This window comes from Streptomyces griseorubiginosus, assembly GCF_036345115.1.
Classification (GTDB): domain Bacteria; phylum Actinomycetota; class Actinomycetes; order Streptomycetales; family Streptomycetaceae; genus Streptomyces; species Streptomyces griseorubiginosus_C.
In genome coordinates this window covers 3,426,726-3,445,924 of sequence record NZ_CP107766.1, presented here as the reverse complement: position 1 = coordinate 3,445,924, position 19,199 = coordinate 3,426,726, and the positions used below count along the sequence as shown (strand labels likewise).

General features: G+C 71.1%; 15 protein-coding genes. 4 read left to right on the top strand and 11 right to left on the bottom strand.

Annotation, left to right across the window (positions count from 1 at the left end):
- Nucleotides 1–21: 21 nt before the first annotated feature.
- The 3 genes from OHN19_RS15375 to trhA all read right to left on the bottom strand — a co-directional run bounded on the left by OHN19_RS15375 (nucleotide 22) and on the right by trhA (nucleotide 3,010).
- Nucleotides 22–651, bottom strand: a complete 630-nt coding sequence (locus tag OHN19_RS15375) for a TetR/AcrR family transcriptional regulator (RefSeq protein WP_330264738.1) — start codon at nucleotides 649–651, stop codon at nucleotides 22–24.
- Nucleotides 652–656: 5 nt separating this feature from the next.
- Nucleotides 657–2,201 carry a DHA2 family efflux MFS transporter permease subunit gene (locus OHN19_RS15370; RefSeq protein WP_330264737.1) on the bottom strand — a complete coding sequence of 515 codons (1,545 nt, stop codon included), beginning with the start codon at nucleotides 2,199–2,201 and terminating at the stop codon, nucleotides 657–659.
- 101 nt (nucleotides 2,202–2,302) lie between these two features.
- The gene (trhA, locus tag OHN19_RS15365; RefSeq protein WP_330264736.1) at nucleotides 2,303–3,010 is read right to left on the bottom strand and encodes a PAQR family membrane homeostasis protein TrhA; all 708 of its coding nucleotides are present in this window, start codon (nucleotides 3,008–3,010) and stop codon (nucleotides 2,303–2,305) included.
- Nucleotides 3,011–3,338: 328 nt separating this feature from the next.
- On the opposite strand from trhA, the gene OHN19_RS15360 reads away from it, so the two are divergent.
- Together OHN19_RS15360 and OHN19_RS15355 are read left to right on the top strand one after the other, a co-directional pair.
- Nucleotides 3,339–5,162 carry a phosphoenolpyruvate carboxykinase (GTP) gene (locus OHN19_RS15360; protein ID WP_330264735.1) on the top strand — a complete coding sequence of 608 codons (1,824 nt, stop codon included), beginning with the start codon at nucleotides 3,339–3,341 and terminating at the stop codon, nucleotides 5,160–5,162.
- Between the two features lie 684 nt (nucleotides 5,163–5,846).
- Nucleotides 5,847–7,868: a calcium-binding protein gene (locus OHN19_RS15355; protein ID WP_330264734.1), complete on the top strand. Its 2,022-nt coding sequence runs from the start codon at nucleotides 5,847–5,849 to the stop codon at nucleotides 7,866–7,868.
- Here the strand turns inward: OHN19_RS15355 and OHN19_RS15350 are convergent.
- The 6 genes from OHN19_RS15350 to OHN19_RS15325 form a co-directional block, all read right to left on the bottom strand.
- The gene (locus tag OHN19_RS15350) at nucleotides 7,855–8,469 is read right to left on the bottom strand and encodes a hypothetical protein (protein WP_330264733.1); all 615 of its coding nucleotides are present in this window, start codon (nucleotides 8,467–8,469) and stop codon (nucleotides 7,855–7,857) included. The two genes, OHN19_RS15355 and OHN19_RS15350, sit on opposite strands and share 14 nt — an antisense overlap.
- Nucleotides 8,456–10,009 carry a VWA domain-containing protein gene (locus OHN19_RS15345; RefSeq protein ID WP_330264732.1) on the bottom strand — a complete coding sequence of 518 codons (1,554 nt, stop codon included), beginning with the start codon at nucleotides 10,007–10,009 and terminating at the stop codon, nucleotides 8,456–8,458. The genes OHN19_RS15350 and OHN19_RS15345 overlap by 14 nt, the downstream gene beginning before the upstream one ends.
- The gene (locus OHN19_RS15340; RefSeq protein ID WP_330264731.1) at nucleotides 10,006–11,181 is read right to left on the bottom strand and encodes a toxic anion resistance protein; all 1,176 of its coding nucleotides are present in this window, start codon (nucleotides 11,179–11,181) and stop codon (nucleotides 10,006–10,008) included. Before OHN19_RS15340 ends, OHN19_RS15345 begins: the two co-directional genes overlap by 4 nt.
- 15 nt (nucleotides 11,182–11,196) lie before the next feature.
- On the bottom strand, nucleotides 11,197–12,261 hold the full coding sequence (locus OHN19_RS15335; RefSeq protein WP_330264730.1) for a substrate-binding domain-containing protein: 1,065 nt from the start codon (nucleotides 12,259–12,261) through the stop codon (nucleotides 11,197–11,199).
- 272 nt (nucleotides 12,262–12,533) lie between these two features.
- On the bottom strand, nucleotides 12,534–12,959 hold the full coding sequence (locus OHN19_RS15330; protein ID WP_330264729.1) for a hypothetical protein: 426 nt from the start codon (nucleotides 12,957–12,959) through the stop codon (nucleotides 12,534–12,536).
- An 86-nt stretch (nucleotides 12,960–13,045) separates the two neighbouring features.
- Entirely contained in the window at nucleotides 13,046–14,257 is a 1,212-nt protein-coding gene (locus OHN19_RS15325; protein WP_330264728.1) for a pyridoxal phosphate-dependent aminotransferase, read from the bottom strand.
- Between the two features lie 126 nt (nucleotides 14,258–14,383).
- Here OHN19_RS15325 and OHN19_RS15320 point away from each other — a divergent pair, with 126 nt between their 5' ends.
- Both OHN19_RS15320 and OHN19_RS15315 read left to right on the top strand, forming a co-directional pair.
- Nucleotides 14,384–15,064 (top strand): hypothetical protein, encoded by a 681-nt coding sequence (locus OHN19_RS15320; RefSeq protein WP_330264727.1) that lies wholly within the window; start codon nucleotides 14,384–14,386, stop codon nucleotides 15,062–15,064.
- 201 nt (nucleotides 15,065–15,265) lie between these two features.
- Complete coding sequence (locus OHN19_RS15315; protein WP_330264726.1) at nucleotides 15,266–16,198, top strand: serine protease; 933 nt, start codon at nucleotides 15,266–15,268, stop codon at nucleotides 16,196–16,198.
- Nucleotides 16,199–16,274: 76 nt separating this feature from the next.
- Here OHN19_RS15315 and OHN19_RS15310 read toward each other — a convergent pair whose 3' ends face one another.
- Together OHN19_RS15310 and OHN19_RS15305 are read right to left on the bottom strand one after the other, a co-directional pair.
- Nucleotides 16,275–17,879, bottom strand: coding sequence for a D-aminoacylase (locus OHN19_RS15310; RefSeq protein WP_330264725.1), 1,605 nt, complete (start codon nucleotides 17,877–17,879; stop codon nucleotides 16,275–16,277).
- Nucleotides 17,880–17,905: 26 nt separating this feature from the next.
- The gene (locus OHN19_RS15305; protein ID WP_330269620.1) at nucleotides 17,906–19,150 is read right to left on the bottom strand and encodes an amino acid deaminase; all 1,245 of its coding nucleotides are present in this window, start codon (nucleotides 19,148–19,150) and stop codon (nucleotides 17,906–17,908) included.
- Between the last annotated feature and the right edge of the window lie 49 nt (nucleotides 19,151–19,199).

Genomic DNA, 19,199 nt, shown 5'->3' with positions numbered 1-19,199 from the left:
CCATGCGGTACGACGGTGACCTCAGGGTTTTTTCGTGGGCAGGCCGTGCTCGATGACCGTGAGGGCCCGTTCGAAGAGGTCGGCGAAGTCGTCCTGGAAGTCGTTCTCCGCCCAGTACAGGGACACCTCCGCGAGGCCGCCGATGAGGGACATGGTGTAGACCCGGACCTCCAGGCTGTCCCCGGGCCGGCCGCTGCGCTCGGCGACGGCCTCGCCGAGCATGCGGCCGGTGACGGACATGCTCTCCAGCATCCGGGCGCGCACCGCGGGGACCTGGAGCATGAGGTGGGAGCGGATCCGGGTGGCCTCCGGGTCCTCCGCGATCCCGACCTCGACGGCCTTGCGCAGCACGTACCGCAGCGACTCCATCCACGGTTCGTCGGCGGGCCGGTCGTGGAGTTCCCGGACCAGGATCGGGTCGTACTCGTCCGTGAGGACGATGTCCTCCTTGGTGGGGAAGTAGCGGAAGACCGTGGACGGTGACACCTCGGCCCGCTCGGCGATCTGCTCGACGGTGGTGGCTTCGTAGCCCTGTTCGCGGATGAGGGCGTAGGTCGCGTCGCGGATCGCCGTGCGTGTCTTGATCTTCTTCCGCTCGCGAAGTCCCAGTTGGGGGCTGTCGGAGAGGGGGAAGGAGCGTGCCGGTGTCATGGGAGTCATTGTCGGGCATCGGCCTCCTCGGCAGCCATGTCCGGGGCCGTGGAGGTCTCGGTGGGACGGGGTGTGGCCGGCAGGAAGGCCGCGGCGAGCAGGGCGGCGACGAGGGCCGCGATCCCGCAGACCAGCAGGACTACGCCCATGCCGTGGACGTACGCGCTGTTCGCGGAGGCCAGCAGATCGGCTGATCCGGTGTGCTGGGCGACCATGTGGGCCGCGACCACGGACTCTCCCGCGGTGTGGGCGGCCGCGGCGGGCAGCCCGGTGACGTCGAGGTGGTCCCGGAAGGCGGCGGCCAGCAGGCTGCCGAGCAGCGCGATGCCGATCGCGCCGCCGACCTGGCGCATGGTCATCAGGAGTCCGGAGCCGCTGCCGGCGCGGTCGCGGGGCAGGGCGCTCAGGCCGCCGTTCATGGCGGGGATGAGGGAGAGGCCGAAGCCGAATCCGGTCAGGGAGAGCCACAGTGCGACGAAGCCGTAGCCGGAGTCGATGGTCGTACGGCTGCCCAGGATCCCGGCGAAGGCCAGGACCACCAGGCCCGCGCTCACCGTGGCGCGGGCGCCGAAGCGGGCGACGACCTTCGGGGCGAGGCGGGAGGCGAGCAGCAGTCCGCCCATCATCGGCAGCAGGCGGACGCCGGTGCCGAGGGCGTCGTGGCCGAGGACGGCCTGGAGGAAGGGCGGGAGCACGAACAGCAGGCCGGAGAGGATGAAGTTCACCAGGGTCGCGGCGATAGTGTTGAGCAGGAAGCCGCGGTGGGTGAGCAGGGTCATGTCGAGCATGGGGCGCTCGACCCGGCGTTCGCGCACGACCAGGGCGGCGATCAGCAGGACGGACGCCGCGAGCATGCCGAGGACCAGGGGGGCGCCCCAGCCGCGGGTGGGCGCTTCGATGATGGCGTAGACCAGGGCGCCGAGGCCGGTGACGGTGAGCGCGGCGGACAGGGCGTCGACCCTGGGGGAGGCGGGGTCTCGGGTCTCGGGGAGCAGGAAGACGCAGGCGGCGATGCCGATCGCGGCCATCGGGACGTTGACCAGGAAGACCGAGCCCCACCAGAAGTGGTTCAGCAGCCAGCCGCCGATGATCGGGCCCAGCGGCAGGCCGAGCGCGGAGGCGGCGGAGACGATGCCGACGGCCTTGGTGCGCTCGTCGGGGGCGAACAGCGTGGGCAGGACGGACAGCGCGAGCGGGGTGACGAGGGCGCCGCCGACGCCCATCACCGCGCGGGCGGCGATCACCGCGTTCACGTCGCCGGCCAGGGCGCCGATCAGGGAGCCGGCGAGGAAGATCCCGAGTCCGGTGATCAGCATCCGGCGCCTGCCGAACCGGTCGCCGAGCAGGCCCGCGGGGAGCATCAGGGCGGCGAAGACGACGACGTAGGCGTCCGCCATCCACTGCTGGGCGCCGGTGCCGGCGTCGAGGTCGGCGGCCATCGTCGGCAGCGCCACGTTGAGGATCGTCAGGTCGAAGCCGAGCGTCAGCATGCTCGCGACGAGGGCGGCCAGGGCCCACCAGCGACGGGGGTCCGGAGTGAGAGTGTCCATGAAATGAGAGTAACTCTCAAAAGATTGGAACTGTCAATCGGCTCCGGCATGCAAAAAGGGCCACGGCTGGGAAGCCGTGGCCCTGGAAGGTGCGGAAGGGGCTATGCGTGCTGGTACGCCACCAGTGAGATCCCCACGTAGTGGACGACGAACGCGGCCAGCGTGAGGGAGTGGAACACCTCGTGGAAGCCGAAGTAGCGCGGTGACGGGTTCGGTCGCTTGAGGCCGTAGATCACCCCGCCCGCGCTGTAGAGCAGGCCGCCGACGATGACCAGGACCAGTACCGCGACGCCGCCGGCGCGCATGAAGTCGGGCAGGAAGAAGACGGCCGCCCAGCCCATCGCGATGTAGCAGGGCGTGTAGAGCCAGCGCGGGGCGCCGACCCAGAAGACCCGGAAGAGGATGCCGGCCAGGGCGGCGCCCCAGATGCCCCACAGCAGCCACTGCCCCTTGCTGCCGGGCAGGAGAAGCATGGTCAGCGGGGTGTAGGTGCCCGCGATGATCAGGAAGATGTTGGCGTGATCCAGCCGTCGCAGGACGCCGTCCATCCGGGGGCTCCAGTTGCCCCGGTGGTACAGCGCGCTGACGCCGAACAGCAGGCAGGCTGTCAGAACGTAGATGCTGCAGGCGATCCGGCCTCTGGTGGAGTCCGCCAGGGCGGTCAGGAAAAGGCCGGCGATCAGTACGGCCGGAAACATGCCCAGATGCAGCCAGCCGCGGAGCTTCGGCTTGATCGGCTCGGCCAGGTGCTGAGCGGTCTGCTTGATCTGGTGAGGCAGGGATGGCGTGTCGTGGGCGGGCAGCGTCATGACCCGAATCGTACCTACGCAGCCGTAGGCAGCGGATGAGTGCGGCGGGCCGACGGTCGAGAGTGGCCATCGTCTCAGGGGAGTTGGCCGGTAAAGAGACGGTCATGCGAACTCTACGTGCGCGCAAATAAACACGCCGTGAACGGAGGGAGCGTGGCGATCCTCACTCCGCTCACCTGTGATGCCCTCTGGACAGATGGGCGCTTCGGTCGGATGATCAAATGAGTGCGGTCGGCACCGGATGAGCGCCAAGGTCACCACCGAAGAAGCATCCGGGTCGCAGCCCCCACGGGGCCTCCAACAAAAAATCCCTCATCTAGGAGCAATCGTGGCGCGCGACATCGCGGCTCCCTCTGTCATCCCCACCCAGCACAAGGAACTGATCTCGTGGGTGAACGAGATCGCCGAACTGACCCAGCCGGACAGCGTGGTCTGGTGTGACGGATCCGAAGCGGAGTACGAGCGCCTGTGCGGGGAGCTCGTGGCGAAGGGCACCTTCAAGAAGCTTGACCCGATCAAGCGCCCCAACTCGTACTACGCCGCCTCCGACCCGACCGACGTCGCGCGCGTCGAGGACCGGACCTTCATCTGCTCGGAGAAGGAGGAGGACGCGGGGCCGACGAACCACTGGAAGGCCCCCGCCGAGATGCGGGAGATCTTCCAGGGCGAGAAGGGCGTCTTCCGCGGCTCGATGAAGGGCCGGACGATGTACGTCGTCCCGTTCTGCATGGGCCCCCTCGGCTCGGACCTCTCCGCGATCGGCGTCGAGATCACCGACTCCGCCTACGTCGCGGTGTCCATGCGCACGATGACCCGCATGGGGCAGCCGGTCCTGGACGAACTCGGCTCCGACGGCTTCTTCGTGAAGGCCGTGCACACGCTGGGCGCCCCGCTCGCGGAGGGCGAGGCGGACGTCCCGTGGCCGTGCAACTCCACCAAGTACATCTCGCACTTCCCGGAGTCCCGCGAGATCTGGTCCTACGGCTCCGGCTACGGCGGCAACGCGCTGCTCGGCAAGAAGTGCTACGCGCTGCGCATCGCGTCGGTGATGGCCCGGGACGAGGGCTGGCTCGCCGAGCACATGCTGATCCTCAAACTCACGCCTCCGCAGGGCGAGTCGAAGTACGTGGCCGCGGCCTTCCCGAGCGCCTGCGGCAAGACCAACCTCGCCATGCTGGAGCCCACGATCTCCGGCTGGACCGTGGAGACCATCGGCGACGACATCGCCTGGATGCGATTCGGTGAGGACGGCCGCCTCTACGCGATCAACCCCGAGGCCGGCTTCTTCGGCGTCGCGCCCGGCACCGGTGAGCACACCAACGCCAACGCGATGAAGACGCTGTGGGGCAACTCGGTCTTCACCAACGTGGCGTTGACGGACGACAACGACATCTGGTGGGAGGGGATGACGGAGGAGACTCCGGCCCACCTCACGGACTGGAAGGGCAACGACTGGACGCCGGGCGCGGAGACCCCGGCCGCCCACCCCAACGCCCGCTTCACCGTGCCCGCATCGCAGTGCCCGATCATCGCGCCCGAGTGGGAGGACCCGCGCGGGGTGCCGATCTCCGCGATCCTCTTCGGCGGGCGGCGCGCCTCCGCGGTACCGCTGGTGACCGAGTCCTTCGACTGGAACCACGGTGTCTTCCTCGGCGCCAACGTGGCCTCCGAGAAGACCGCCGCGGCCGAGGGCAAGGTCGGCGAACTGCGCCGCGACCCCTTCGCCATGCTGCCGTTCTGCGGCTACAACATGGGCGACTACATGGGGCACTGGGTCGACGTGGCCAAGGGCAAGGACCAGTCGAAGCTGCCGAAGATCTACTACGTCAACTGGTTCCGCAAGAACGACGAGGGCAAGTTCGTCTGGCCCGGATTCGGCGAGAACAGCCGCGTCCTGAAGTGGATCGTGGAACGCCTTGAGGGCAAGGCGGAGGGCGTCGAGACGCCGATCGGCGTGCTGCCGACGCCCGCGGCGCTCGACACCAACGGCCTCGAACTGGCCGACTCCGACCTGGAGTTCCTGCTCACGGTCGACAAGGAGGTGTGGCGGGAGGAGGCGTCCCTCATTCCCGAGCACCTCAACACCTTCGGTGACCACACGCCGAAGGAACTGTGGGACGAGTACCACGCGCTGGTGCAGCGCCTGGGCTGACGTCCCCCCGAATACCCCCGCGGCCGGCCCCGATGGGAGCCCTGACCCGTGATCGTCACGGGCCGGCCGCGGGCGGCGGCACAGTAGTCACGAACCGGCCCCGCACAACGGCGTGCGGGGCGTGCTGCCGCCCCGACGGGACGCGCTGTCTTTCACCCCTGCGGGGGCTGCCCCCGTCCCACCTGCGCTCCGTCGCTGTACGGGGCTGCGCGCTCGCACCTGCGGCGCGCGTCGTGCCTGCGGCCGGCGTCGCGCTGCGGGCCTCATGGGACCTGCGGGGCCGCGCTGTCGCGCCCGTCCGGGCCCCTCCGCACTGCGGGGCGCCGCTCCTTTGCCGGTCCCGTCCGCACTGTGGCCCCGCCCCACCTGCGGGGCGGCGCTGCCACACCCACCTGGGCCCCTGCACATTGCGGCGCGCCGCTCCTGTGCGGGTCCCGTCCGCACTGTGGCCCCGCCCCACCTGCGGGGCTGCCCCCACCTCACCTGCCGTCCCCACCTCACCTGCCGGCCCCGTCCCACCCGCCGTCCCCGTCCCATTCGCCGCCCCGTCCCACCTGCGGGGCTGCCCCCACCCACCGGTCCGCAGCCCACCCCCTCACCCTCCGGGATGGATTCCTGCGTCCGGCCAGGGCAACGCTGCTCGTGGCGGGCGCCCCTGTGTGCCGGCGGCGTAAGGCTGCGGGCATGTTCACAGTTCATGCGCGACCGGCGCCGCGGCGGCAGGACGTGTGCCGTCGTCGGTCTCTCCTGGCCCGGGCCGGGACCGTCACGGCGACCGTGCTCGCCCTCATCCTGACCCTGCCCGGCACCGCGGCCGCCGCCCCCGGCGACCTGGACACCTCCTTCAGCGGTGACGGCAAGGTGCTCACCCGCTTCGCCGACGACGACCAGGCCAACGACGTCGCGGTGCAGCCCGACGGCAAGATCGTCTCCGTCGGCTCCTCCGGCGACCAGTCCGTGATCGAGGGCCGCTGGGCGCTCACCCGGCACAACGCCGACGGCACCCCGGACACCGGCTTCGGCGACGGCGGCACGGTGACCACCGCCATCAACAACATGGACCCGAACCTCCAGTGGAGCGAGGCCAACGCCGTGGCACTCCAGCCCGACGGCAAGATCGTCGTGGTGGGCTACAGCTGGCGGGAGTACGAGAACTGCTGCTGGTTCGTGGTCGCCCGCTACAACGCCGACGGCACCCTGGACAACGGCTTCAGCGGCGACGGCAGGTACTTCGCCGACATCGACGGCCCGACCGAGGCCCGCGACGTCGCGATCGACCCGTCAGGGCGGATCGTCGCGGCCGGCTACACCGGGGGCGACATGGCGGTGCTCCGCCTCAACGCCGACGGCACCCCGGACACCACCTTCGGCGGCGACGGCACCGTGACCGCCAACCCCGCGGGGCCGACCCTCCAGGAGGGCGGTGACGGACGCGCCCTGGCACTCCAGTCCGACGGGAAGATCGTCGTCGGCGGCGAGGTCGGCTCGACCCGCTTCGACTTCGCCCTGATGCGCTTCAACCCCAACGGCAGCGTGGACACGAGCTTCGACGGCGACGGCATCGTACGCACCGACTTCGGCGACTACGAGGCCGTCGAGGCCCTCGCGATCCAGCCCGACGGGAAGATCGTCGCCGCGGGCGGCAACAGCCTGGCCCGCTACAACCCGAACGGCTCCCTCGACACCGGCTTCGACGGCGACGGCAAGGTCGTCCCGAGCGGCGTCGGCGTCTGGGACCTGGCGCTCCAGCCGGGCGACGGCCGGATCGTCCTCGCCGGTGGCGGCGGGCCGGGCGACTTCGCCGTCCAGCGCTACAACCCCGACGGCAGCCAGGACACCGGCTTCGGCACCGGCGGCACCGCCACCGCCGACTTCGGCGGCGCCGACAGCGCCCGTGGCGTGGCCCTCCAGCCCGACGGCAGGATCGTCGCCGCGGGCCGCGGCGGACCCGACAGCGGCTTCGCGCTGGCCCGTTTCCTCGGCGGCGGCACCGTCCCGCCGCCCCCCGCCGGCGTGGACCTGTCGGTGACCAAGTCCGGACCCGCCACGGTCAGCATCGGTGACCGGGCCACGTACACCGTCACGGTCACCAACAACAGCACCACCACCAACGCCACCGGCGTCTCCCTCACCGACACCTTCACCGGCCCGCCCGGCACGGTGATCTCGGCGACCCCCTCCCAGGGCACCTGCACCACTGCCGTGACCTGCGCCCTCGGCACTCTCGCCCCGGGCGCCAAGGCCACCGTCACCGTCGTCGCCGAGCCCCGCGCCACCGGCATCCTCACCGAACGCGCCACGGCGACCGCGACCCAGAGCGACCCGGCCACCGCGAACAACACCGCCACGGTGGCCACCACCGTCAACAACGCCCGCGGCTGCACCCGCATCGGCACCAGTGGCAACGACAGCATCACCGGCACCTCCGGCAACGACGTGATCTGCGCCCTCAGCGGCGACGACACCGTCAACGCGGGCTCCGGCAACGACACCGTGCACGCCGGCCACGGCAACGACCGCGTCGACGGCGGTCTCGGCAACGACACCCTCAACGCAGGCCCGGGCAACGACACCCTGACCGGCAACTACGGCACCGACAACCTCAACACCGTCGACAGCGTCTCCGGCAACGACACCGCCAACGGCGGCCCCAACACCGACACCTGTACGACCGATCAGGGCGACATCCGCGTCAGCTGCCCCTGACCCCGTGCGACCCGCCCCGGTCCTCCAGGTACCGGGTGTGGGTCTCCTGGCGGCGGGCCTCCGTGTCCCGGAGTCCCGCCGCCAGCTGCTGTGCGTCCCGTTTCATCAGCCCGAGCTGCTGCTCCAGCTGGAGTTCGGGGGACTCCGTGCCCGGGGTCATCCGCGTCCACCACCTGGTCCGGGCGAAGCTGTCGACCGCCTCCGGCAGGTCCCGGCGCACGATCCGGGACAGCGCGTGGACGCCCTCCGGGTCGTGGGCCAGCAGTTCCGTGGACCAGGTGCGGTCCAGCAACGCGGCCAGCAGCTCGGTGAGTTCGCGCAGCCGGGCCGCCGCCGTGACCGACAGGTCGATGTCCGTCAGATAGGCGCACAGCTTCTCGAAGTCCGCCCGCACGCCGTCCAGTTGGGCCGACGGGTCCGGGAAGTCCGGCAGCACGGGACGCTCCGGCGGGGCGATCAGGGCGCCCGCGCCGTAGAGCCCGGCCACCACCACGGGCCAGTACGGGCCCGCCACCCCCGTGAAGGTCAGCACCAGGCCGACCAGCCCGCACGCGCTGCCCGCGAGGTTCTTGCGGGACTCCAGGTACCTACTGATAGCCACGGATCTCCTCGAAGGCGCCGTCCAGCGAGCCCTGTCGGGCGTCGAAGAGACGGCCGCCGGTCAGGTCGGCGATGTGGGCCAGCTCGGAGCGGTCGGAGTCGCCGAACAGGATCGGGAAGACGGGGATGTCCCGCCGGTTCCCGTCGAGCCCGGCGTAGAAGGCGTGGAAGTCCTGCGCCTTCGCGCCCGCCGTGTTCTCGCCGTCCGTCATCAGCACGATCGACGTGAACGTGTCGTCGTCGGCGCCGAGATGGTCGTACGCCTTCTCCAGCGAGGTGTAGATCGCGGTGTCCCCGTCCGCGGAGAGCTTCGCCGTGTCGGCGCGGATCGCGTCCAGGCCGGACCCGGGGTCCGACGGCTCGACCACATGCGTTCTTACGTCCTTCACCTTCGACCCGAACGGCATCAGCGTGACCTCCTCGCGCTCGCGGAAGTCCCCGGTGAGGTCGGTGAGGGCCGACTTGAGGCGGTCCAGGCGGTCGCCCTCCATCGAGCCCGAGGTGTCCAGGACGTACACGGTCCGTGACGGGCGGCGCAGTTCGTTCTCGTACGAGTCGAGCAGGCCGTCGGCGACGGAACGGGTGCCCGGGAAGGGGAGTTCGCGGCGCCGGGTCGTGTCGAGACCGGCGGCCGGCGGTACGGAGGCGACGACCGGGCGGCGGTGGGTGCGCTCGGTGATCTCCCGCTGGACCTTCTCGGTCCGCAGGTCCTCCGTCACCCGCCGGACGTCCTCGCGGGTCCGCGCGCTCGTGGACTTCAGCGAGGTGAGCGGGTAGTCGGCGGTGATCACGCCGTCGCGGGGGCGGATCACGGTCAGGCCCGGGATGCCCTTGAGGACGGACTCGTAGTTGAGCAGGGCGTCCACGTCACCGCGCCGGCCGTAGGCCGCGGCCAGCCAGCCCGAGGAACCCGAGGTCAGCTTCTGGCCCTTGAAGAACTCCTTCAGCCGGGGCGTGGCCTTGGCGACGTCCCGGTCGGTGAGCGCCGACTGGGCGCCGGAGAGGGCGGAGGCCACCGAGACCAGGGTGGCGAAGCCGGAGTGGGAGCGGGCCGGGTCCGTCATGCCGTACGTCAACCCGCCGTCCTGGACCGCCTGTTCGACCTGCGACCAGGTGACGTCCGCGGGCTTCCAGCCGAGCCGGGTGACGGTGGCCCGCTTGACGCCGACCGCGACCGGGCTCGACATGACCGGGGTCTCGGAGAGGACCTTCGCGGCGGCCTCGGGCCGCAGCCGCAGGTAGTCGTTGGACGACAGCCACAGCGCGTCGTAACGGCCGTCGACCGTCCCCTTCGCCAGCATGTCCACGGCGTCCAGGGTGCCGGTGTACGTCGGCCGTATCTTCACGCCGGTGTCCTTCTCGACCAGGTCGAGGACCGGGGCCATGTCGCCGAGCTCGCTGGATGCGAGGACCCGCAGGGTGCCCGGTTCGGCGGGGCCGGGGACACCGGGCGTCGGAACGCCACCCGTACCGTCCTGCGTCGTGCAGGCGGTGAGCAGTCCGAGCGCCGCGAGGCAGCCGGCCAGTGCGCGTCGTCTCATCCGAGGCCCCCTTCCAGGGCGCCCCGCGACCGGCTGCGCTCCAAGTACCCGCTCGCCTGCTGGAGTTCGGAGGTGAGCGACTCCACGGTCGCCGCCATCGCCTCGGTGGCCTGCACCTTGTACGTGTCGATCGCGTCCAGGGTCCGGTAGATCTGCTGGAAGGCGGAGCGCAGCGTCTCGGCACCGACCGCCGGGTCGGCGGCGATGCGCTGGATCTCCCCGCTCTGGGTGGCCAGCATCTCGGCGTTGCCCCGGATCAGGTCCTCGGTCGTCCCGCGCAACGCGTTGACCTGCTCGACGACCTTCTGCTGGTTGTCGAGCGCGGAGGCCAGCATCACGGAGATCCTGAGGGCGGAGACCGTGGTCGTGGCCGCCCGGTCGACGCCCTTGATCAGCTCCTCGTTGTTGCGCCGTACGACGTCTATCGCCAGGTATCCCTGGGCGCAGACGGCGAGTTGGGTGAGCAGGTCCTGGTGCTTCTGCCGCACCGGGAAGAGCACGTCGGCGCGGAGCGAGTCGGCCGCCCCGGGATCTCCCACGGCGGCGATGTGCTGCTCGACGGCCGTGTCCAGCGCCTGAGTGAGCACGACGTACTCCTGGAGCTTGCCCATGGTCTCCCACAGCCGCACCCGCTCGGTCTGCAACGCGGCGTTGTCCCGGCGCAGTTCGTCCTGGCCGCCCCGCAGCGAGCCCACGATCCGGTTCAACGTGCCCTGCGCGGACGCGTACTTGGCGACGTGGTCGCGCAGCTTGTTGCCGCCGGGGAGCCGGGAGAGGAACTTGCGGCCCTTGGCGGCGGGCAGGTCCCTCGGGTCCAGGTCCTCGACCACGCGCCGCAGTTCGACCAGCGAGCCGGCCACCTGCGACTGGGCGTCCCCGCCCTTGTCCGGCAGGCTGCGCACGGTCCGCTCCAGCATCCGGTTGGACTGCGCGGCCGCGCTGCGCATCTCGCCGGCACCGAGCCCGGTGATCTCTCCGACCTTGCCGGCGAACTCGGGCGAGCGGGCGTCGAGCGCCGCGAGCCCCTCGACGTACGCGGAGGCCTTGTCGGCCATGGCCGTCCGCACCGAGTCGTCGACGGGGACGAGCCCGCCGGCCTTCTCGCGGGGCACGGCGGCCACCGGCTCGGGCGGAGTGAGCGTGAAGGTGTCGTTGTCGTTCATGGATGTCATCAGTGGTGTCCCCCGTTATCCGCGCGCCCGTCGCGCCAGCTCGTGCAGCACCGCGGAGGTGGGCACGGGCGCCTGGCGGACGCCGGTCAGTCGCTGCTGGAGATAGGTGCCGGCCGAGGCGAACTCGGTGGCCTCGCCCTGCGGCCGGAACCCGTGCCGGACCTCCAGCTCCCGCAACCGCGGGTCGGTGGACAGGAGTTCGGCGAGGGCCTGGCCGTTCTCGGTCAGCGGTACGACCGTGTGGTCGCTGTTGACCGTGGTGTCCGGGTAGAGGACGACCAGGTCGTCCGGTTGCTGCCCGTCCGCGAGGAGCGAGGCGACCTGGGACTCGTAGACGAGGACCAGCGGATTGCCGGCGCCGCTGACGAAGTCCCGGAAGGCCGCGTCCGTACTGGACTGCTGGGCGCCCTGCACGCTGACGAGCTTGTGCAGCAGGGGAGTTGCCCTGGTGACCTCGGCGGCGCCGGCGACGACCTTGCCGCCGTTCGCCACATAGGAGGCGGCGGCGAGGTAGAGGGCGCCGGAGTTGGAGGTCTCCGGGTCGGTGCTGGAGAGGTACAGGGTGCCGGTGAGCTCCCCGTACCTGTCCGCTCCCGTGAGCTGCTGCCAGGTGCGGTCGGCGCGGGCCGCGTCGAGATAGGCGGCCATCCTGAGGGTGCCGCGGTGCGCCTCGTCCAGCGTGGCCAGGCCGTTGCCCGCGAGGACCCCGGCGGCGTTCCTGTGCGCCACGACGACGAGCGGCGAGTAGAAGGGGCGGGGGAGGGTCCCCCGTACCTTGTACTTCGCGGCGAGCTCGGCGGCCGGGGCCTGACTGGACGGGAACGCGAAGTCGTACCCCTCGAGGTCGAGGCCCTCCATGGCCCAGGACCCGGAGGTCTCGGCCTTCACGGTGAAGCCCTTGGCGGCGAGGGCCTTCACCACGTCGGGGTCTTCGAAGAACTCCGCCTTCTCCGACCCGATCACTCCACGCACGGTCTTCGTTGCCGTGCCCTTGTCGTCCGCTTCCCGGCCCGCCACGACGGCTGCCACCACGCCGCCGATCAGCAGAACCGCGAGGACGATCCCTACGATTCGTCTCACGCCGGGAGCGTGCTCCCGGAACGGTAAGTTCCAGGGCAACCAGCGTGAACAGCAGGTGTAGTACCGGTCCCATATCAACACGGGCAGGGGTCAGCGCCCCTCCAGGGGCGCGGGGAACGGCGCGACAAGCCACGAAGCACCCGCACCCGCACGACAACAGGCGCCCTACGGCGAACAGGCGCCCCCGCTCAAGCCAACGCAGTGCAGGGCACCCGGTCCGCACGTCGCTGCGGATGCGCGCGGACCGGGGCCGATCGAGGGAGCCGTACGGCTCAGTGCGCGGCGAGTTCGCGGGGGTCGGCCAGGGCGGCGCTGTGCGCGTCCATCCGCTCCGCCGCCAGGATCGCCGCCGCCGTGTCCGCACGGGACGCCGCCACGAGCAGAGCGCGCCCGGCCACCGCGTGGGCGCGGCGGTGCAGGTCGGCGAGGTGGGGTGCCGAGGTGACGGAGGTCAGGGACGCGCGAGCCGGTGCGCCGGAGCCCCGCAGCCGGGCCACCTGCCCGGCGAGCCGCTCGGCCGCGGTGTCCAGGTCGGCGGAGGGTGCCAGTGCGCGCAGCTCGTCCGTGACGGCGAGCAGTGCGGCGAGATGGCCCGCCAGCTGGATGTCCAGCTCTTCCTCACGGGAACGGTGGGGGAAGTCGGAGGGGGCGTCGGCCATCGTGGAGTGGACCGACTTGGTGCGGATCGGCTCGTACATGGGGATGGCCTCCTGTGCTGTCAGGAAACCATCCTAGCTTAGATTCCGTCTAAAGTTGAGCGAGCTGAAATTCCGGACCGAAAGATCTACGGCTGCCCGTACCCGTCCAGGAAGTTCCCGATCCGCCCCACCGCGTCCCGCAGATCGCCGACCGTCGGCAGGGTCACCACCCGGAAGTGATCGGGCTCGGGCCAGTTGAAGCCGGACCCCTGGACGACCATGATCTTCTCCTGGCGCAGCAGGTCCAGGACCATCCGCCGGTCGTCCTTGATCTTGAAGACCTTGGGGTCGAGCCGCGGGAAGAGGTACAGCGCCCCCTTCGGCTTCACACAGCTCACGCCGGGGATCTGGGTCAGCAGCTCGTACGCCACGTCCCGCTGCTCCACCAGCCGCCCGCCCGGCAGCACGAGGTCGTTGATCGACTGGCGGCCGCTCAGCGCGGCGACCACCCCGTGCTGTCCCGGCATGTTCGCGCACAGGCGCATGTTCGCCAGGATGGTCAGGCCCTCGATGTAGGAGTCGGCGTGCGCGCGCGGGCCGGAGATCGACATCCAGCCCACCCGGTAGCCGGCCACCCGGTACGCCTTGGACATGCCGTTGAAGGTGAGGGTGAGCAGATCCGGGGCCACCGACGCCGTCGGGGTGTGCGTGGCGCCGTCGTAGAGGATCTTGTCGTAGATCTCGTCGGAGCAGACCAGCAGGTTGTGCCGGCGGGCGATGTCGGTGAGCCCCTTGATCATGGTCTCGTCGTAGACCGCGCCCGTGGGGTTGTTGGGGTTGATGATGACGATCGCCTTGGTGCGGTCGGTGACCTTCCGCTCCACGTCCGCGAGGTCGGGCATCCAGTCGGACTGCTCGTCGCAGCGGTAGTGCACGGCCGTACCGCCGGACAGGGAGACCGCGGCCGTCCACAGGGGGTAGTCCGGTGCCGGTACGAGGACCTCGTCGCCGTCGTCGAGCAGGCCCTGCATGGCCATCACGATCAGCTCGGAGACGCCGTTGCCGATGAAGACGTGCTCGACGTCGGTCTCGATGCCGATGGTCTGGTTGTGCATGACGACGGCCCGGCGCGCCGCGAGCAGGCCCTTCGCGTCGCCGTACCCGTGGGCCGTCGACACGTTCCGCAGGACGTCCTCGAGGATCTCCGGCGGTGCCTCGAACCCGAAGGCCGCGGGGTTGCCCGTGTTCAGCTTGAGGATGCGGTGCCCGGCCGCTTCCAGGCGCATCGCCTCCTCGAGAACCGGGCCCCGGATCTCGTAACAGACGTTGGCGAGCTTGGTCGACTGGATCACCTGCATGTCTGGGAGCTTACGGCCCGGTAACGCTCACCGGTCCGTGTTTTCCGCCACTTGAGACGTGGCGGTTTGCGCTGTTATCGGCGGTAGCTGTCCCACAGGCCTCATCCGTCCCTACAATCCTTCGCCATGTCGAGGCCAGTCGAATACGAGTCCAGTGCGCCGAACGTGTATCAGCCACAGCCCGGACCGGTCCCGGCCTACGACGAGTACACGGACCCCGCGGCCGCGCACGGCTGGCAGAACGCGTACGACGCGACGGCCGAGCTTCCCGTGATCGATTCCGAGGACCCGGGGTCCCGCGAGCGGGAGTCCGGCCGGAAGCCGAGCGACCGGGCACCCGGCGGTCCGGGTTCCGGCGGCCGGGCCGCCCGGCGGCGGGCCGGCCGCAGCTCGGGAGGCCTGCGCTCGCGCCGCGCGGTCGTGGTCGTCGGGGCCGTAGGAGCCGTCGGCGCTGCGGCGCTGATCGCGGGGCTGTCCCTGCCGGGTTCCTCCTCCGGGCCCGGGCGGGAGCCCGGGAACAGCGCCCCCTCGGTCTCCACGGGGACGGGTGACGCCACGCCCCCGGCCTCCCCCACCCGTCCGGCGCCCCCGGGTGCGCCGGCGGCCGACGCCTCCGGTGCCCCCGCTTCCGCCCCCGGCGACTCCGCGGACCCGTCCGGGGACCCGCAGGCGTCCGGAAGCCCGTCGGCCCCGGCGTCCTCCGGCACCTCGGCCTCCCCTTCGGCGAGTGCCACGGCCGCCGCCGACGGCCCGGGGAACTCCGACGGCAAGGGACGCGGACAGGGCGGCTCCAAGAGGCCCAAGTAGCCCTACGACTGGGTAAGTTGATCTCACCGGGCGGCAGCGGAGTGTGCGTACCGTCCCGGTTGTGCAGGTGTCGCCCGTCGAGAGGCGCGGGCTCGGCACAGCTTCTTGCCCAAGTGACCACCCTTCTTCACAATGTGCATGACAAACTCACGGGCGGCCGGAAGATTTCCGGTCGCCCAAGTCGCAAGAGGGGACCCCCACATGAGAAAGCCTCTCGTCGCCGTGCTCAGCGCCCTGGCCCTGGCCGGGATCGGCGCGGCACCCGCGGTCGCCGCCGAACCCGCCGCGGCGGGCGTCGGCAAGAGCGCGGACACGGACACCGTCACCTCGGTGGTCCACGACGTGGTCACGTCCGCCACGGCGGGCCTGTCCCAGCTCACCTCACCGTCGCCGTCGCTCAAGGCCGTGACCCTCGCCGGGACCGTCTCGCTCAGCAACTGCTCCGGCTCGGTCATCCGCTTCCCGAACTCCGTGGACACCGACCCGGCGTTGGTGCTCAGCAACGGGCACTGCCTCACCACCGGCTTCCCCGAGCCGGGCGAGGTGCTCACCAACCAGGCCTCCAGCCGGACCTTCGGACTGCTCAACTCCGCCGGCACCAAGGTCGCCACGCTGCGCGCCAACAAGCTCGCCTACGGCACGATGACCGACACGGACGTGTCGATCTACCAGCTCACCACCACGTACGCGTCGATCAAGAACTCGTACGGCATCTCGGCGCTCACCGTGCAGGACACCCACCCGACCGCCGGGACCGCGATCACCGTGGCCTCCGGCTACTGGAAGCGGCTCTACAGCTGCAACATCGACGGGTTCGCGTACCGGCTGAAGGAGGGCGACTGGACCTGGAAGGACTCGGTCCGCTACACCTCCGCCTGCCAGACCATCGGCGGCACCTCGGGCTCGCCCGTCATCGACCAGGCCACTGGCAAGGTCGTCGCCGTCAACAACACCGGCAACGAGGACGGCGAGCGCTGCACGGAGAACAACCCGTGCGAGGTGGACGCCAACGGAAACGTGACCGTCCGCGAGGGCATCAACTACGCCCAGGAGATCTACAACATCCCGGCCTGCTTCACGACGGGCAACCAGCTCAACCTGAACGCGAGTGCGTGCACGTTGCCGAAGCCGTAGCGCCCACCGGGGTGCGGCCGGGGCGCGTCCGGCGGCTGCGGGTCCGTCGTGGCTTGTCGCGCCGTTCCCCGCGCCCCTAAAAGCGTCGGGCGTTCCGTTGCATGGGACTGCGACGGACCGCCCTGCCCGCCAAGACCTCTGTGCGTTCGCCTTCCTCGATCACGAACTCGCCGTCGATCAGGACGTGGGGGATGCCCGTCGGGAGTCGGCGTGGGTTCTCGAAGGTCGAGCCCGGGGCCACCGTCCTCGGGTCGAAGAGGACCAGGTCGGCCCGGTAGCCCTCCTTGACCAGGCCCCGGTCCGGCAGGCGGAGCCTGGACGCCGGGCGTGAGGTGAGGTGGGCGACGCACTCCTCCAGGGACAGGACGCCCAACTCGCGTACGTACGTGCCGAGATACCTCGGGAAGGTGCCGTAGGCCCTCGGGTGCGGTTTCGCGCCCTGGAGGATGCCGTCCGAGCCCCCGGTGTGGACCGGGTGGCGCATGATCTGCCGGACGTTCTCCTCGTGGCCGACGTGCTGGAGGATCGAGGGGGCCAGCCGGTCGGCGAGGAGCAGGTGGCGGGCGGTCGTCCAGCCGTCCAGGCGGCGGCCGACGTACTCCGTCAGCGCGGGGTCCGTGACTCCCGAGATCTCGATGGTGTCCCAGTCCACCGGCACCCCGTGGCAGCCGTCCGCACCGACGACCTCGAGGTCGTGGCGGATGCGCTCGGCGGTGTCGTCGTCCGCGAGCCTCTTCAGGACCTCCTCCGGGCCGCCCTCGCTCGCCCAGCTCGGCAGCAGCGCCGCCAGGGTGGTGGAGCCGGGGGTGTAGGGGTACGTGTCGAGGGTGATGTCGGCGCCCGACGCCAGCGCCTCGTCCAGGAGGGCCAGCAGCTCCGGCGCCCGGCCCTCGTTCACCCCGAAGTTCATGGTGGCGTGGGCGAGATGGAGGGAGCAGCCGGCCTCCCGGGTCAGGGCGACCATCTCCGCGTAGGCCTCCAGGGCCCCCGCGCCGTACGAGCGGTGGTGGGGGCAGTAGTAGCCGCCGTACCGCGCCACCACCCGGCACAGTTCGGTGAGTTCGGCGTCCTCGGCGTACATGCCGGGGGTGTAGGTCAGTCCCGACGACATCCCCACCGCGCCCTGTTCCATCCCCTCCGCGACCAACCGGCGCATACGGTCCAGCTCTTCGGGCGTCGCCTCGCGGTCCTCCCAGCCCACGACGAGGGCGCGGACCGTGCCCTGCGGGATCAGATAGGCCGCGTTGACGGCGATGCCCCGGTCCAGGCGGTCCAGGTACTCGCCGACCGTCCGCCAGTCGAAGTCGACGTCGTCGCCGTGGCCGTTCCAGCCGGCGATGGCCCGGCGGACCTCCTTCAGGGTGCGGTCGTCGACCGGGGCGTACGACAGCCCGTCCTGGCCCAGAACCTCCAGCGTGACCCCTTGCGCGGCCTTGGCGCTGTGGTCGGGGTCGCGCAGGAGGGCCAGGTCGCTGTGGGCGTGCATGTCGATGAAGCCGGGGGAGAGGACGAGACCCTCCGCGTCCAGCTCCCGGCGGGCCTTGGGGCGCTGGCAGCCCGCGTCGGCCGCCTCCTTGACGATCGACACGATCCGGCCGCGGTCCACGACCACGTCGGCGCGGTACGAGGGGTCGCCGCTGCCGTCGACGACGTCCACGTCCCGGATGACGAGCTCTTCCATGCCGGACCTCCCGCTCCTGGAAACCTCTAGAAGAACGTACGGATGTATGCGACGACCGTGCCGTCCGCCTCCGCGACCGGGATCAGCTGCCACTTGTCGAAGGACGTGCACGGGTGGGAGAGACCGAGGCCGACCCAGTCGCCGACCTCCAGCTCGGCCCCGGGGGCGGTCCGCAGCCACGCGTGCTGATCGGACAGGGCCGTCACCTCGATGCCGGTGGCGGGGCGCTCGGCGCCGTCGCGGCGCACCACCTGGGCGAAGGGCAGGTCGAGGTCGTAGGCCGCGTCCCGCTTGCCCGCGTTGGTGAACGCCTGGTCGGGGGAGGGGCGCGAGACGACCTGGGTCCACAGCCGGAACGCGGGCTCCAGCGCGCCTTCCTCAGGGATGCGGTTGAAGGGGGTCAGCTTGCGGTAGTGGCCGTCGTCGTGCGAGACGTAGGCGCCGGAGCGCAGCAACTTCAGTACGGGCAGGGACAGTTCGGGGATCTCGGCGAAGACGTCGGCGACCGCGTCGAACCAGGCGCTGCCGCCGGCGCTGACCACGATCTCGTCGAGTCCCGCCGCCGCGAACCGCCCCGCCTTGTCGAAGTCGGCGGCCAGGGCCACGAGTCGGCGCAGCCAGGCGTGCACCCGCTCCGGGTCCGCCCGCGGGACCTCGCCCTCGTACCCGGCGACCCCGACGAGCCGTAGCGTCCCGGTGGCCGCGACCGCGTCGGCGACCGCCGCGCACTCCGCCTCCGTACGCACGCCGGTGCGGGCACCCTCACCGGCGGCCAGTTCGACCACGACGTCGACCGGGCGGGAGGCCCCGCGCAGCGCCGCGTCCATCAGCTCGACTCCGCGCACGGAGTCGACGTAGCAGACGAAGCGGAAGGTCTCGTCGCCCGCCAGCTCGCCGGCGATCCACCTCAGGGCCGCCGGGTCCACCAGTTCGTTCGCGAGGAAGACCCGCTGGACGCCGTACGCCCGCGCGACCCGGACCTGGTGGGGGACGGCCAGGGTGATGCCCCAGGCGCCGTGCTCGATCTGCCGCTGGAAGAGCCGGGGGGCCATGGTCGTCTTGCCGTGCGGGGCGAAGGCGAGGCCGTGGCGGGTGGCGTACGACTCCATGAGCGCGAGGTTGTGTTCCAGGCGCTCGGCGGACAGGGCCAGCACGGGGGTCGTGAAGCCGTCGGTGAAGAGGTTGCGGCGCTGGGCGGTCAGCTCGGCGACGGTCAGGCCGTCCGCGTCCGGGGGGAGGCCCTTGAAGCGGTGGTCGACGCGGTCCTCCATGAGGCGGGCGAGCGCTTCGGTACCGGACACGGGGCCTCCTGGTGAGGTG